Here is a 14990-nt window from a genome sequence, read left to right as displayed (position 1 = left end):
CCGCTCGATCAGGGCTCCGGCCCCTGCTCAGCGGGTGTCGCTATTAGCAAGAAGGGCTTTGAACCCCTCCAATCTGCCGAAAAAACGGGCTGTCTCCAGCGCTGATGAAAAAGATCGCAACCAACGCTTCCATCGTCCAATGAATAATGGCAACCTCTGTATGCCTAAATGTTATGAAAAGGATACGAGATGCCGCGGATCAACCCGCGACAGGTGGAAGCCTTCAGGGCGACGATGCTGACCGGTGGCGTCACTGAAGCGGCGAAGCTGATGGCGGTGACGCAGCCCGCGGTGAGCCGGCTGCTGCGCGACTTCCAGGCGCTGTTGAAGATGGAATTGTTCGAGCGGCGCGGCACCGGGCTGGTGCCGACCGCCGCAGCCATTGCGCTCTATACCGAGGTCGAACGTTCATTCGTCGGCCTCGAACGCATCACCGCGGCAGCCGAGGAGATCCGCGGCCGTCGCATCGGCACGCTGCGGATTGCCGCATTGCCCGCGATCTCGAATGGTTACCTGCCGCGGCTTGCAGGACATTTCCTCAAGCAACGCCCCAACCTCAACCTTGCCTTCTTCGGCGTGATCTCGCCGATCGTCATCGATTGGGTGTTGAACAACCAGTGCGACATCGGCTTCGCCGAGCTTCCGATCGCCCATTCCGCCTTGCCAAGCATGCGCCTGCCAGCCTTGCCACGCGTCGCGGTTCTCCCGACCGGCCATCACCTGGCGGCGAAGGAGGTTTTGCAGTCGCGCGACTTCGAGGGAGAGACGTTCATCTCACTCTCGGCCGGATCGGCCAGCCGGCATCTGATCGACCAGATCTTCCAACGCGACGACGTCCACCGCGTGTTGCGGGTCGAGACCGCGTTGTCGGAGATCATGTGCGGCATGGTGTCGTCCGGGCTTGGGGTCGCGCTCTGCGATCCTTTCACCGCACAGGAGTTCGCGACCCGCGGCGTCGTGGTGCGTCGCTTCCTGCCGCGGATCGACTTCCAGTTTGCAGCGGTTTTTCCAGCGCAACGGAGCCCCTCGCCGGTGGCCTTGGACCTGGTCGAGACCGTGCGACGATCGCTCAACGAACTGGATGGTCAGCTTCACTCGGTAAGCGGATGAGAGGATTCCCGCTCGCGCTTGCCACCTAACGGCATCCCATCAAGGTTGGCTCCTGCTCACAGATGGGCTTCGAAGGCGTCACGTTGCGCGCGCGTCAAATGCAAGCCGTGCTTGGTGCGCCGCTCGAGAAAATCCGCGGGCTTCTCCGCCCACTCCGTCGCCCGGAGAAAGTCCGCCTCGCATTCATAGAAATCTCCGCCGAAGTGACGGCCAAGGTCGATGACGCTGCGGGCCGATCCAAGCAGGTCGCGCGCGCGGGTGCCGTAGAGCCGCGCATAATGATGCGTCAGCGTGCCGGGCAGATCGGGATAGGCTCGCGCGAGCTCTGTCGCGAAGCCCTCGAACGTGCCGCCGATGTCACCGCCGGGCAAGCGCTTCCCCGCCGTCCAGGCTGCCGACATCTTGTGAAACCAGGGCGCCAAGCGACCAAGCGCGTGCTCGGCGAGCCGGCGGTAGGTCGTGATCTTGCCGCCGTAGATCGTAAGCAGCGGCGGCTCTTCCGGCGTGCCGTGGACCTCGAACACATAGTCGCGCGTGACCGCCGATGGATTGTCCGAATTGTCGTCGTAGAGCGGCCGCACACCGGAAAAGGCATGCACGATGTCGTGCTGCCCCGGAGACGCGCGAAAGTAGCGCCGCAGGATGCCGAGCAGATAGGCGGTCTCGTCGGTATCGATCACGACGTCCTCCGCCCGGCCGTCATAGGGAATGTCGGTGGTGCCGATCAACGCCAGACTGTCCTCATAGGGATTGACGAAGATCACGCGGCGATCCTCGTTCTGGAGCAGATAGGCCTGCGGCCCGCTCCAGAATTTCGGCACCACGATGTGGCTGCCCTTGACCAGCCGCACGTTGTGCGACGAGTTCAATCCCACGACGCCCTGCACGACATCACTCACCCAGGGGCCGGCCGCATTGACCAGCGCACGCGCGCGCACCACCTGCGGGCCCACGCCTTGCATCTCCAGACGCCAGGCGCCCTGCTCCCGCCTCGCGCTCACCGCGCTGGTCCGCGGCAAGATGATGGCGCCGTTGCGCGCCGCATCGATCAGGTTGAGGATCACGAGCCGAGCATCGTCGACCCAGCAATCCGAATACTCGAAGCCGCGGCGATATTCTTCGCGGAGCGGCTTGCCTTCGGGCGCACGTGACAGATCGAGGCCGCGGCTCGCCGGCAACTGCTTGCGGCCGCCAAGATGGTCATAGAGAAACAGCCCGCTCCGGATCAGCCAGGCCGGCCGCTGTTCGGGTGAATGCGGCAGCACGAAGCGCATCGGCCAGATGATATGCGGCGCAGATGCCAGCAGCACCTCGCGCTCGATCAGCGCCTCCCGGACCAGGCGAAACTCGTAATATTCGAGATAGCGCAATCCGCCGTGCACGAGCTTGCCGGAACGCGACGAGGTGCCCTCGGCGAAGTCGCCCTTCTCACACAGCAGCACCTTGAGACCGCGACCGGCCGCATCGCGCGCAATCCCGGCGCCGTTGATGCCGCCGCCGATGATGGCGATGTCGACGAGCCCGTGGTCGGCGCCCGGTGCAGCCGCAATCATCGCGTCCTGCTGCGCTTCTTCTCGACCCGCCTGTGTGCCGCGGCCTTTCGTGTCGACCGGCTCTTCGCGGCCTTCTTCGCGGCCTTTGCCGCCTTGGGCTTCGGCGCCTGCAAGCCGTAGCTGGAGAAGCCCTGCGCGGTCTCGGCGATCTGCTCCTCGCTCAGAATGTGCGGGGTCTCGAGCGCGAGCGAGAGATAGTACTGACGCGCGATGGTTTCGAGCTCGACCGCAAGCCACATCGCCTTGTCGAGATTGGCGCCGACGGCGATCATGCCGTGATTGGCCAGCAGGCAGCCGTTGCGGCCTTCGAGCGCGGCCAGCGCATGCTCCGACAATTCAGCGGTGCCGTAGCGCGCATAGCCCGCGCAACGGATGTCGTGGCCGCCGAACGCGGCCATCATGTAATGGCAGGCGGGAATCGGCTTGCGCGCGATCGCCAGCACGGTGGCGTAGGTCGAATGGGTGTGCACGATGCCGCCGACATCGGGCCGGGCGCGCATGATGTCGAGATGGAAGCGCCATTCGGTCGATGGCTGCAACGGCCCATCCCATGAGCCATACTCGCCCTCCAGCGGCATCGAGGCGATCATGTCCGGCTTCATCGCATCGTAAGGCGTGGCCGACGGCGTGATCAGCATCCTGTCCTTGTAGCGCGCGGAGATGTTGCCCGACGTTCCCTGGTTGAGACCCGACGCGTTCATCCAGCGGCACTTGGCGATGATCGCCTCGCGCAATTGTCGTTCCTCACGGGTCATATCAAGGCACCTTTCGTCTTCAGCAGGGATTGAGCGGCGGCTCGCCGGCCAGAAAGCGGCGAACCTCCTCCGCCGCCTGGTCGGCGGCGAAGGTCACCGTACGCACGGAGGCACCGGCGATATGCGGCGTCAGCGTGACATTGGGCAGTTGCAGCAGCGGCCAGTCGGGCGGCACCGGCTCGACCGCGAAAGTGTCGAGCATCGCGCCGCCGAGCCGCCCCGCCGACAAGGCCTCGGTGAGCGCGTCATAGTCGACCAGCGGGCCGCGTGCGGTGTTGATGAAAAAGGCATCCGGCTTCATCCGCACCAGCGCCGCGCGATCGATGAACCGGGTGGTCTCGGCGGTGACCCGGGCATGCAGGCTGATCACGTCGGCGCGCGCGAGCAGATCGGCGAGGCCGACATGCTCGACGCCGTCATTGCGGTCCTGGGCGCTGATCTGGACATAGGGATCGGCCACCAGGATCTTGCAGCCGAACGCCTTGAGCAGCTTCACCACGCGGCTGCCGATCGCGCCATAGCCGACGATCCCGACCGTCATCTCGCCGAGCTCGCGCCCAGTGCGATCGGCGCGGTAGAGATCGCCGCGCCATTCGCCGGCGCGCAGCGATTCATGGCCGCTGCGGATCAGCCGCGTCTCGGCAAGAATGGCGCCGATGGTGAATTCGGCCACCGCGCTGGCGTTGCGGCCCGGTGTGTTGACGACCAGCACCTTGTGGTCGCGCGCGGCCTGCATGTCGATATTGACCGGACCGCCGCGCGACACCGCGATGAATTTGAGGTTCGGCAGCCGTTCCAGCATCGACCGCGAGATCGGCGCCAGATGCGTCACCAGCATCGGCGCGTCGCCGATGAAGCCGGCGATCTGATCCGGATCGCCCATGAACTCCTTCAACCCGTCGAGCTTGGAGCCGGCGTAGCCGTGCTCCATCGGCTGGTCCGGCCACGGCTGCTCGAGCATACGAATATCGACATCCTTGCCGCACGCCGCCACGATCCGCTCGGCAAACACCGACGGCAGCATGAAACGATCGCCGATGATGGCAATGGTGTCAGACGCGATGGCATCAGACCTGATGGCATCAGACATGGCCACCTCCTGCACGTAACGCTGCGAGTTGCTTCCAGACCGGCCGCGCCGCGAGGCGGGCATTGAGATAGGCCGGGAACAGGCGCGAATAGCGCGTGGCGAGCTCCGGATCGTGCGCCTGCGGCGCGTTCAGGCACGGCCTCACCCAATCCTCCGCGCAGGCCGTCATGTCGGGATAGATCCCGGTCGCCACCGCGGCGATCATCGCAGCGCCCGCCGCCCCGGCTTCACTCCGGCTGCAAACCCGCACATTGCATTCGAGTGCGGCGCCGAGGATGGCGCCGAGCGCCCGGCTTCGCGACGCACCACCGGTGATCCGGAGGTCACGCGGCAGCGAGCCCATCGCGGCGTAGCAATCGCGTGCGGCAAAGGCGAGCCCTTCCATCACCGCCCGCATCAGATCCCAATAGCCATGGCGCGTGCGCAGCCCCAGGAATTGCGCACTGGCTTCGTGCGACACGAACGGACCGCGCTCTCCGGCATCGGAGATGAAGGGATGGAACAGCAAATCGCCCGGCCGCGCCGCGAGCACGCGCGCGTCGAGCCCGCGGATCAGATCGGCCCGCGATCGCGTCACGCCTTCGACCGCCAGCAGGTCTCGCGCCAGATCGATCAACCAGTCGATATTGAGCGTTGCCGCCATGTTCGACTGCATCTGCGCAAAGTGGCCGGGAACTGGGAACGGCATGGTGTAGCCGGTCGCCTCGGGATTGAGCACCACCGCATCCGCGCTTGGCGCCAGCCGCATATGCATGCCGGTGGAGCCGATGATGGTGCAGCCGACGTCGGGCGCCGGATCGTAAAGTCCCGCACCGAGCGCGTTGCAGATCACGTCGACATAGCCGAGCGACACCGGAATTCCCTCGGGCAGCCCGGTCTCCAGCGCCGCGGCCGCGCTCAACGGATGCGTCGTCACCGCGCCGTCGACCACATCGGGAAACAGCGGCATGCAGTCGGAAATGCCGATCAGCTTTGCGGTCTCCGCATCAAAGCTGCGCCTGCGGAAATTCCCGCAGGTGAAGCTCGCTTCCGACGGATCGGTGGCACGCTGGCCGGTGAGCAGGAAATACAGCCAGTCCTTGCAGTGGAATGCAGTCCGTGCGCGTGCCAGGGCCTGTGGCGCGTGGGTTTGCATCCAGGCGAGCTGCGGGCCCTGCTGGCAGGCGCTCAGCCCCGAGCCGGTGCGTTGATAGAGCGGTACATTCCGATCGCTGGCACGGATGCTCTCGACCAGGTCGCCGGCCCGCGAGTCGAGCCAGAGCAGCGCCGGCGCAACCGGATGGCCATCATCGTCGATCAGCCAAGTGCCGTCGCCCTGCCCCGTGACGGCCACGGCCGCCACCCGCGATCCGACGTCCGGCACCGCGGCCACAAGACCACGCACCGCGGCCACGGTGTCGGTCCAGGTGCGCGCCATATCCTGCTCGACCCGGCCGCCGGGCGCGGTGCTGTAGCTGTTGGGCAGCGAGAAGTCGGCGAGCTGGCGGCCATCGCGCGTGAACGCCACCGTCTTGATCAGTGACGTTCCGGCGTCGATGCCGATGATCACATCGCGGCTCTGCGGCATCGACATGTCAGCCCCCCTCCGCATGGCGAATGCAGGCCCCGTCGGCGCCGAAGATATGAAGGTGCCGTGAGTCCAGCGCGAATGGGATGACGTCACCCGGCCGCGCGGCGACCCGGCTCGACGTCACCGCGATCAGCTGATTGCCGGCGCATTCGCCCGCAACATGCGCCTGGTCGCCGAGCCATTGATTGGACATCACCCGCACCTGCACGTCGCCGCTCCCGACCGTGACCTTCTGCGGTCGGATCCCGACACGAACACGCTTGCTCTGCGCCAGCGCTCGCTGTGCGGCCGGATCGAGCGTGCCACTCGGAACATGGAACGCGATGTCAGGCCCCGCGGACAGGCGGAAATCGCCGTCCGCGGCCGCAACATCGGTCTCCAGCAGGTTCATCGGCGGCTCGCCGATGAAGCTCGCCACGAACAGGTTGGCCGGTCGGTTCTTCAGCTCCTTCTCGCTCGCGAACTGTTGCAGCACACCGTCTTCCATAACTGCGATCCGGTCGGCCAGCGCGCTTGCCTCGGTCTGGTCATGGGTGACGAAGATCGCCGTCATGCCGCGCTCGGCCAGCAGGCCCTTGATCCGCCCGCGCAGCACGGCGCGGAGCTGCGGCTCGAGCTGTCCCATCGGCTCATCGAGCAGATAGAGATCGGCGTCGCGCACCAGCGCCCGCGCCAGCGACACTCGTTGCTGCTGGCCGCCCGAGATCGAGCGCGGATATTTGTCGAGCGTATCCTCGATCTCCACGAGCCGCGCGATCTCGTCGACACGGCGATTGACCTCGGCGTGCGATAGTTGCTGCGCCTTCAGCGCGAAGGCGATGTTCTCGCGCACCGTGAGCGGCGGATAGAGCGAATAGCCTTCGAACGCCATCGCCACCTTGCGCCGCGCCGGCGGCAGCTCATCGATCCGCCGCGCGCCCAATGCGATCTGACCCGAGCTGACGCTTTCAAAACCCGCGACCATGCGCAAGGTCGAGGTCTTGCCGCACCCTGACGATCCCAGCAGTGCAACGATCTCACCTCGTCCGACCGCCATATCCAGCGCGCGCACGGCATGAACCGGCGGCTTGCCGCGGCTGCGATAGACCTTGTCGACATTGCGGATTTCGAGCATGCCCATAGTCACCTCGCCTGCCTCATGCCGCCTGCCGCCGGTCCGGCTGACCGACACGGAGCCCGGTTGCGCGATCGAACAGCAGTGCGCCCTGCGGCGCGAACCGAACGAACACATCGTCATCCGCGCTCGCCACCGGCGCATCCGGCGGCAGTGCCGCGAGCCATTCCGAACCATCGGCGAACCGCAGCAACAGCACGGCGCGCTCATGCATCGGCGTGATGGCGACGACGCGGGCGGGAATGGCGTCATCTCCGGCATTGCGGCCGATCACGAGGTCGCCGGGACGAACCCCGAGCCAGTACGGACCGTGTGAGGTCGACGGATCGATCGAGTCCAGCCGCACCCGCGTCCCCGCAACCTCGGCACTCAGGCCGCCCTGCCCGGCCTGAAGCGCGACCTCGGCGAGGTTGATGCTGGGATCGCCGAACAGCCGCGCGACGGCCACGGACGCCGGCTTCGCATAGACCTCTTCAGGTCGCGCCAGTTGCACCAGCCGGCCACCGACCAGGACCGCGATCCGGTCCGCGATCGCCATCGCCTCCCGATAATCCTGCGTGACATAGAGCACCGCGGCCGAGCTTCTGCGCAGCAGGCTCGGCAATTCCAGCCGCATCTCGTAGCGCAGCTTGGCATCGACGTTGCGAAGCGGGTCATCGAGCAGCAGCACGTCGGGATTGCCGATCAGCGCGCGCGCCAATGCGGTGCGTTGCTTCTGCCCGTTCGACAATTCGCGCGGCATGTGGCCGAGGACATGCTCGATCTTCAGGAGTTTGCTGACTGAGGCGACCCGCGACGCGACGTCGCCGCCACCGGCTCCCGCGCGCACGCCGCTCGCGATGTTGTCGCGTGCGGTCATGTGCGGGAACAGCGCGAAGTTCTGGAAGGCCATGCCGACCCCGCGCCGCTCCGGCGGGGCGCCGACGATCGAGCGACCGCCGACCAGAATGTCGCCCTCGTCGGGCTCGTACATGCCGGCGACCATGCGCAGCAACATGGTCTTGCCGCTGCCCGAGGGACCGAACACCGCGACGATCTCGCCGGGCTCGACCGTGAACGACAGCCCGTCGGCGCAGCGGATCGGGCCGAACGACTTGCCGAGAGCGTTGATGTCGAGACGCGCCATGGTTCAGCCCTTCACCGCGCCGAGCGACAGCCCTTCGACCAGATAGCGCTGGGCGTAGAGCGCGAGCAGCAAGGTCGGCGTCACCGACAGCACGATCGCCGCCGCGATCTGCCCGTACTGGATTCCCGAGGCCGTGACGAAGGCTAGCGCACCGACCGTCACCGGCTGCTTGTCGGCAGAAGCCAGGATCAGCGCGAAGACAAAATTGTTCCAGCAGAAGATGAACGACAACAGCCCGGCGGCCGCGATGCCTGGACCGGCCAGCGGCACCGCGATGCGGGCAAAGGTCTCGCGCCAGGAATGCCCGGCCAGGCGGTAGGCATGCTCGATGTCCGGGCTGATATCCTCGAAATAGCCACGCACGATCCACAGGATCAAAGGCAGCGCGATCAGTTGATAGACCCAGACGATGCCGAAATACGTGTCGCTGAGACCGAGTTGCTGATAGTAGAGCGACAGCGGCAGCAGCACCAGCAGCGGCGGCGCGAAGCGGAACGACAGCAGCGTGAAGGCGATGGATTCGCCGAGCCTGAACTTGAAGCGCGCGAACGCATAGGCCGCCGGCACGCCGAGCAGCAGCGCAAGGATCACCGCCGCGCTCGACAGCACGAAGCTGTTCATCAAATTGCGCATGAAGGAGATTTCGAGATTGCCGGCCGTGGTGCGCAACTGTCCCGAGATCAAGGCCTGGTAATTGGTCAGCGTCGGCTCGAACAGGATGCGCGGTGGAATCCGCAGGATCTGCTCGTTGGTCTGGAAGGACATCAGGAAGATCCAGACGATCGGAAACATGAAGAACACCAGCACGAGCGCCAGCGCGACACCCCGGAAGATGCGACCCGCAAGACTGGAATGATCCATCGTCGCCTCCCGCCGCTCACGCGTGACTATGGGCGCGCGCCCGCAGCCGCAGCCAGTTCTTGATGAAGATGTTGGACAGGATGTTGGTGATCAGCCACAGGATCATCAGCAGCGCCGCCGAACGTCCGACATTGGTGTACTGGAAGAATTCGAGATAGGCCTGGACCTGGAACACCATCAAGCGGTCGCCGGGCCCGCCCTGCGTCATCGCGTAGATGATGTCGAACTGCTGGATCGAGTCGAGCAGGCGGAACAGCGACGCGGTGATGATATAGGGCGCCAGCATCGGCAGCGTGATGCGGAAGAACACGAAGCTCGCCGGCACGCCATCGAGCGCGGCGGCTTCGAACGGCTGCCGTGGCAGCGAGCGCAAGCCGGCCAGCAGCAGGATCATGATGAAGGGCGTGTAGACCCAGACATCGACCAACACCACCGTAAACAGCGCGGTCGACGGATCGGACGCCCATTTGAAATCGTGGATGCCGAACAGGCTGACCAGATAGGACAGGATGCCGAAGCTCGGATTGGTCATCAGCTTCCACATCAGCGCCGCGATCGCCGGCGCCGTCATCAGCGGCAGCAACAGCATGATCGACACCGCATTGTGGAAGCGGGTCGGACGCCGCAACAGCAGGGCGATGCCGAGGCCAAGCAGCAGCTCCACCACCACGGTCACGGCCGTATAGATCAGCGATATCTTCAGCGTGTTCCAGAACGCCGGATCGGTGAGGAAGTCGATGTAATTGTCGGCCCAGATGAAGCCGCGCAGATAGGGCAGATTCAGCCGGTAGCGCTGCAACGAGTAGACCGCCGCCGTCACGAACGGCACCAGGATCGCGATGCAGACCAGCAGTGCCGGCAGGCTCAGCAGATATGGCAGAAGGCGCCCGCGCGGCCGGGGGTTGCGGCGTGGGACCGTGTTGGTCTCGGAAAGCTGGGCCATGCTCATGACAACGGGAGCTCACTTGTTCGCTGCAACATCGCCGGTTCGGATCGGAGTACGATCCGAACCGGCGGGTTGTCGTGGTGCGGAGGAATCAGGGCACCACGCAAGGTGTTCACCCGAGGCCCGCCTGCTTGAGCTGGCGGTTGATGCTCTCGGCGAGCTTGTCGAGGCCTTCGTCGACGCTGACTTCCTTGGCCACCATCTTTTGCAGCGAGGCCGCCCATTCGGTGGTCAGGTCGAAAAACAGCGGCTGCGCCGTGAAGTAGATCTTGGCGCCCGGCGAGGAGACGTCATGCTGCTCGAGATAGCCCGGATATGATTTGGCGATACGATCGCGGAACTCACTGTCCTTCCACACCGAAGCGCGCACCGGGTTGACGAAGTCCATCTTGCGGGCGCCGAACAGGCCGTGCTCGGTCGAAGCCGCCCACTGCATGAACAGCCACGCCGCATCCTTCTGCTTCGAGAAGCTCGACAGCGCGAGCGACCAGATCCAGACATTCGGCGTTGGCGCCTTGGCCGCCGGGTTGGCGGCGAACGGCGCGTAGCCGAGATGCCCCTTCTCCTTGTTGTCGCCGCCATTCATGAAATAACCAAGGATGTCGGCATCGAAGATCATCCCCGAGGCGCCGGCGCCGAGATCGGTGCCGACCTGATACCAGGTATAGGTCGACCAGTTCTTCGGGCCCGAGCCCTGGATCATCTTGACCCACTTCTCGTGGAAATCCTTCGATGCCTTGGTGTTCATAGCGGCCTTCAGCTTGCCGCCCTCCATCACGAAGTCCTTCTGGCCGAAATTCGAATAGGCCGACAGGAATCCGGGATGGATGGTCGCCCAGGAGCGCGAGCCGCGCACGCCGATGCCGTAGGGACCACCGGCGTCCTTGGTAACCTTCGCGGCGACCTCGAGCATCTCGTCGAGATTCTTCGGCGGCTTGACGCCGACCTTGTCGAAGATGTTGCGGTTGTAGGTGATGTTGTTGAGCTCATAGCCCCATGGAATGCACCACTGCTTGGCCTTGCCCGAACCGAGCTCGGAGCCGGCGACGCCGTCCCAGGCCGTCGAGGCGCGCAGGCCGGGCAGCACATCGTCCCAGGCAAACGCCGGATTGGTCCTGGCGGGATCCTTGATGTAGGCATTGAGATCCTCGATCCAGCCGGCCGGACCGTAGGTCCAGGTCATGTAGGCGCCGGTCATGAAGGCATCGTACTGGTCCGACTTGGACGACAGCGCCGCCGTCACCTTGTCGAAATAGACGTCCTCCGGAAAGATGTCGTAGGTGACGTTCATCCCGGTCAGCGTCTTGAACGCTTCGAGGTCACCGATCATCGCATCGACATAGGGATGCTTGTTCAGCAGCAGCTTGACCGACTTGCCGCTATAGGCTTTCCAGTTGAAATCCGCCGCCATCGCCCGTGACACTGCGGATGCGAAACCGGCATTGGCGGCAGCACCGACGATGCCGAGCCTGGCAGCGCCATCGAGCAGGTCACGCCGGCTGATGCGCTTGGCGGCGTAGGAGTCGAATAGGTTCTTCTCTCGATCGAACATTGTAACCTCCCATTGTGCGCGTTTACTTTCCCTTACGACCTTTGGTCTTGGTCTTGCCGGATGTTGTCTCCGGCTTATCGGTCACGAGTGCCTGCGCGGTCACTTCATCGATGATGAGGCCGTGCAGCAGGCCACTGCGCAGCACCGCGCGCAAAGCGGCCACCTTGGCGAGCCCACCGCCGATCGCGACGATGCGATGCGCCCTGAGGTCTGCGGGCGCCATCGAGGTGGCGCGCGCGGAGAGATCGAGGTCGAGCACCTGGCCGTCGGCGCTGAAGAAGCGCCCAAGCAGGTCGGCGCATGCGCCCGCCCGCTTCAACTCGACGACCTCGTCCGGCTTGATCATTCCGCTCGAGACCAGGAAGCCGTCGCTGTGGATCTGCCCGATGCCGACGAACAGCAGCGATGCCTCGCGCGCCAGTGCATACACCTCCGCAATGCCGTATTGCTGCATCAGCACCGCGCGGTCGGCGACCGAATTCGCGAACACCGGCACCGGTAAGAGATAGGCCTCGGCTCCCGTCCGCTCCGCCAACCGATGAATCACGTCGAACGGGTTGGCGGCGAACTTGCGCGTCAGGCCGCCGAGCAGCGAGACGAATTGCACGTCGCGGGCCGGCGTCTGCGGCAATTGCTCGACCACCGCCGCCAGCGTGCGGCCGTGACCGACGCCGATGATCTTGTGCTCGCCGCGCTCGAGAATCTGCCGCAGGAAGCTCGCGCCTTCGAGTGCGAGCGCCTTCAGCGGCCAGTCGCCTTCGCCGAGATCGGGCGCGACGCGGCAGAAGCCCAGGCCGAAGCGCTCGGCCAGCACGTTCTCCAGCGCCACGCATTCGGCCACCGGCCCCTCGACGAAGACGCGGATCATGCCTTCGCGGCTCGCGCGCGCGATCAGCCGGTGCGCCTTGGTGCTCTGGATGTTGAGCCGCTCCGCGACCTCGGACTGGGTCAGGCCGGCGGCGAAATACAGCCACGCCGCGCGGGTCGCCAGCGAGGCTTCGCCGTCAATCATCGGCACCCTGTCGGAGGAGGTCACCACGCCGCAAAAGCCTGCTTGCAAAATTCTTCAGATGCTGCAAAAAATTGCAGACGCAGATCGGGACGTCAATCCCCCAAACGTATTGCAGTGCAGCGCTGCTCGCGAACGAAGCTGCCGGCGCCGTGTTACGAAGCGATCGTGGTGAGGTCTGATGGCAGGCTTGTTCCTCGGAATTGACGTCGGCACCGGTGGCGTGCGCGCCTGCGCGATCGATGCGCGCGGAAATATCCAGGGCATGGAATCGACTGCGCTGCCGCCGCCGCGACAGGACGGCAACGCGATCGATCAGGAGCCGGAGCTGTGGTGGCAGGCGACAATTGCCGCGATCGGCAAGCTCGGCCACAAGATCGATCTCGCAGACGTCGAGCGCATATCCGTCGACGGAACCTCGGGCACGCTGCTGCTGATCGATGAAGACGGCCGGCCGCTGACGACGGGGCTGATGTACAATGATGCGCGCGCCACGGCGGAAGCTGCCCGCATCGCAGCCATAGCACCTGCCGAGAGCGGCGCGCATGGCGCGAGCAGCGCGCTGGCCAAGCTGCTGCATCTGTTGAACGAAGACAGCGCGCGCGGCGCACGCTTTGCCGTGCATCAGGCCGACTGGATCGCCGGCCGGCTGGCCGGACAACACGGCGTCAGCGACGAGAACAACACGCTCAAGCTCGGCTACGATCCGGTGACGCGCACATGGCCGGCCTGGCTCGATCGCCTCGCGGTGCCGCGCGACCTGCTGCCGAAGGTGCTGGTGCCGGGAGCAACGTTTGCGGAGATCGATCCGAAAATTGCGGCCACGCTCGGCCTGCCACCGTCGGCTCGGATCGCGGCCGGCACCACCGATGGCGTCGCAGCCTTCATCGCCATCCGCGCCGACACGCCGGGTGACGCCGTCACCTCGCTCGGCACCACGCTGGTGGTGAAGCTGCTGGCGACACAGCCGATCTTTGCCGCGAGCCAGGGCGTCTATTCGCACCGGCTCGGCGAGCGCTGGCTTGCCGGCGGCGCCTCCAACACCGGCGGCGGCGCACTGCTGGCCCATTTCAGCGCCGCCGAGATGGAGCGCCTGACGCCGCGATTGCAACCGGAGGCACCGACCGGTCTCGACTATTATCCGTTGGCCAAGCCCGGCGAGCGCTTTCCGATCGCCGATCCGGCGATGCCGCCGCGGGTTACACCGCGACCGGCGGAGGACCATCGCTTCTTTCAGGCGCTGCTGGAGGGCATCGCGTCGGTCGAGGCGCTGGCCTATCAGCAGCTAGGCCGCCTCGGCGCGCCGGCGCTGCGCCGCGTCATCAGCATCGGCGGCGGCGCAAGGAACGAGGCATGGACCGAGATCAGGCACCATGCGCTCGGCGTACCCGTGACGGTCGCCGAACAGACCGAGGCGAGCTATGGCGCAGCACTGCTGGCGCTGCGGGGCGGTCCGGCATGAAGCAAGGTCCGATCGACATCGACGGCCTTCACAGCATCATCGATCGGTTCGATCATGTGCTGCTCGACCAGTGGGGCACGCTGCACGAGGGACAGGCGATCTTCCCGGCCGCGCTCGACTGCGTGGTGCGGCTGCGCCAGGCCGGCAAGCGCGTGATGGTTCTGTCGAACTCCGGCAAGCGCGCGGATGGCAATGCGAAACGTCTCGCCGCCCTTGGCCTGCAAGCGGACGCTTACGACGGCATCCTCACGTCGGGCGAAGCCACCTGGATCGGACTGAAGACGCGGGCGCACCCGCCGTTCAACGAGTTGGGCCGCACCTGCTTCCTGATCACGCGCGGCGGTGACCGCACCATCATCGACGGGCTCGATCTTGCCGTCGCGGACGACGTCGAGAACGCCGACTTCATCCTGCTCGCGGGCCTCGACGATGCCGCGGCCGAACCGGAACAGTGGCGGGAGTGCCTGGCCCGTGCAGCCACCCGCGGGCTGCCGATGCTGTGCGCCAATCCCGATCTGACCATGTTCGGCGCGCATGGATTGATCCCCGCGCCCGGCGCGCTGGCGCGCTTCTATGCGAGCCTCGGTGGCCGCGTCAGCTTTGTCGGCAAACCGCACGCGCCGATCTTCGCCGCTGCACTCGATCAGCTCGGCCATCCGGCGCCGGCGCGCGTGCTGATGGTCGGCGATTCCCTCGACCACGACGTCGCCGGCGGACGCGCAGCCGGAATGCTGACGTTGTTCCTGCGCGCCGGCGTGCACCGCGACGATACCGGACGATCATCCGACCACGATTCACGCGCGCCGCACTGGACCATGACGCAGTTCATCTGGTGAGATCCA

At 65.6% G+C, this 14990-nt stretch carries 13 protein-coding genes; 3 read left to right on the top strand and 10 right to left on the bottom strand.

The genetic code is table 11. The features are described 5' to 3' along the window. Positions 1-189: 189 nt before the first annotated feature. Positions 190-1110: a LysR substrate-binding domain-containing protein gene (locus tag B2W55_RS06090; RefSeq protein ID WP_024579838.1), complete on the top strand. Its 921-nt coding sequence runs from the start codon at positions 190-192 to the stop codon at positions 1108-1110. Between the two features lie 56 nt (positions 1111-1166). On the opposite strand, the gene B2W55_RS06085 is transcribed toward B2W55_RS06090, so the two are convergent. From B2W55_RS06085 to B2W55_RS06040, 10 genes are all read right to left on the bottom strand, one after another. Then, on the bottom strand, positions 1167-2663 hold the full coding sequence (locus B2W55_RS06085) for a glycerol-3-phosphate dehydrogenase (protein WP_024579837.1): 1497 nt from the start codon (positions 2661-2663) through the stop codon (positions 1167-1169). After that, the gene (locus B2W55_RS06080) at positions 2660-3418 is read right to left on the bottom strand and encodes a class II aldolase/adducin family protein (protein ID WP_024579836.1); all 759 of its coding nucleotides are present in this window, start codon (positions 3416-3418) and stop codon (positions 2660-2662) included. The genes B2W55_RS06085 and B2W55_RS06080 overlap by 4 nt, the downstream gene beginning before the upstream one ends. A 19-nt stretch (positions 3419-3437) precedes the next feature. Further along, positions 3438-4508, bottom strand: a complete 1071-nt coding sequence (locus B2W55_RS06075) for a 2-hydroxyacid dehydrogenase (RefSeq protein ID WP_035635445.1) — start codon at positions 4506-4508, stop codon at positions 3438-3440. Then, a complete protein-coding gene (locus tag B2W55_RS06070; protein WP_024579834.1) occupies positions 4501-6081 on the bottom strand; it encodes an FGGY-family carbohydrate kinase in 1581 nt (526 codons plus the stop codon). The genes B2W55_RS06075 and B2W55_RS06070 overlap by 8 nt, the downstream gene beginning before the upstream one ends. 1 nt (position 6082) lies before the next feature. Next, positions 6083-7192 carry an ABC transporter ATP-binding protein gene (locus B2W55_RS06065; protein WP_024579833.1) on the bottom strand — a complete coding sequence of 370 codons (1110 nt, stop codon included), beginning with the start codon at positions 7190-7192 and terminating at the stop codon, positions 6083-6085. Positions 7193-7214: 22 nt separating this feature from the next. Continuing rightward, on the bottom strand, positions 7215-8318 hold the full coding sequence (locus B2W55_RS06060) for an ABC transporter ATP-binding protein (protein WP_024579832.1): 1104 nt from the start codon (positions 8316-8318) through the stop codon (positions 7215-7217). 3 nt (positions 8319-8321) lie between these two features. Continuing rightward, positions 8322-9179 (bottom strand): carbohydrate ABC transporter permease, encoded by an 858-nt coding sequence (locus B2W55_RS06055; RefSeq protein ID WP_024579831.1) that lies wholly within the window; start codon positions 9177-9179, stop codon positions 8322-8324. Positions 9180-9195: 16 nt separating this feature from the next. Next, positions 9196-10122 (bottom strand): carbohydrate ABC transporter permease, encoded by a 927-nt coding sequence (locus tag B2W55_RS06050; protein ID WP_192827267.1) that lies wholly within the window; start codon positions 10120-10122, stop codon positions 9196-9198. A 115-nt stretch (positions 10123-10237) separates the two neighbouring features. After that, entirely contained in the window at positions 10238-11677 is a 1440-nt protein-coding gene (locus B2W55_RS06045; RefSeq protein WP_024579829.1) for an extracellular solute-binding protein, read from the bottom strand. Between the two features lie 22 nt (positions 11678-11699). After that, entirely contained in the window at positions 11700-12689 is a 990-nt protein-coding gene (locus tag B2W55_RS06040) for a sugar-binding transcriptional regulator (protein WP_029878892.1), read from the bottom strand. Positions 12690-12867: 178 nt separating this feature from the next. On the opposite strand from B2W55_RS06040, the gene B2W55_RS06035 reads away from it, so the two are divergent. Further along, entirely contained in the window at positions 12868-14148 is a 1281-nt protein-coding gene (locus B2W55_RS06035) for an FGGY-family carbohydrate kinase (protein WP_024579827.1), read from the top strand. Further along, positions 14145-14984: a TIGR01459 family HAD-type hydrolase gene (locus B2W55_RS06030; RefSeq protein ID WP_024579826.1), complete on the top strand. Its 840-nt coding sequence runs from the start codon at positions 14145-14147 to the stop codon at positions 14982-14984. The genes B2W55_RS06035 and B2W55_RS06030 overlap by 4 nt, the downstream gene beginning before the upstream one ends. Positions 14985-14990 lie beyond the last annotated feature (6 nt).

The sequence above is a fragment of the Bradyrhizobium sp. UBA2491 genome (assembly GCF_002341725.1).
Lineage (GTDB): Bacteria > Pseudomonadota > Alphaproteobacteria > Rhizobiales > Xanthobacteraceae > Bradyrhizobium.
This window is presented reverse-complemented; position numbering and strand designations above follow the sequence as displayed.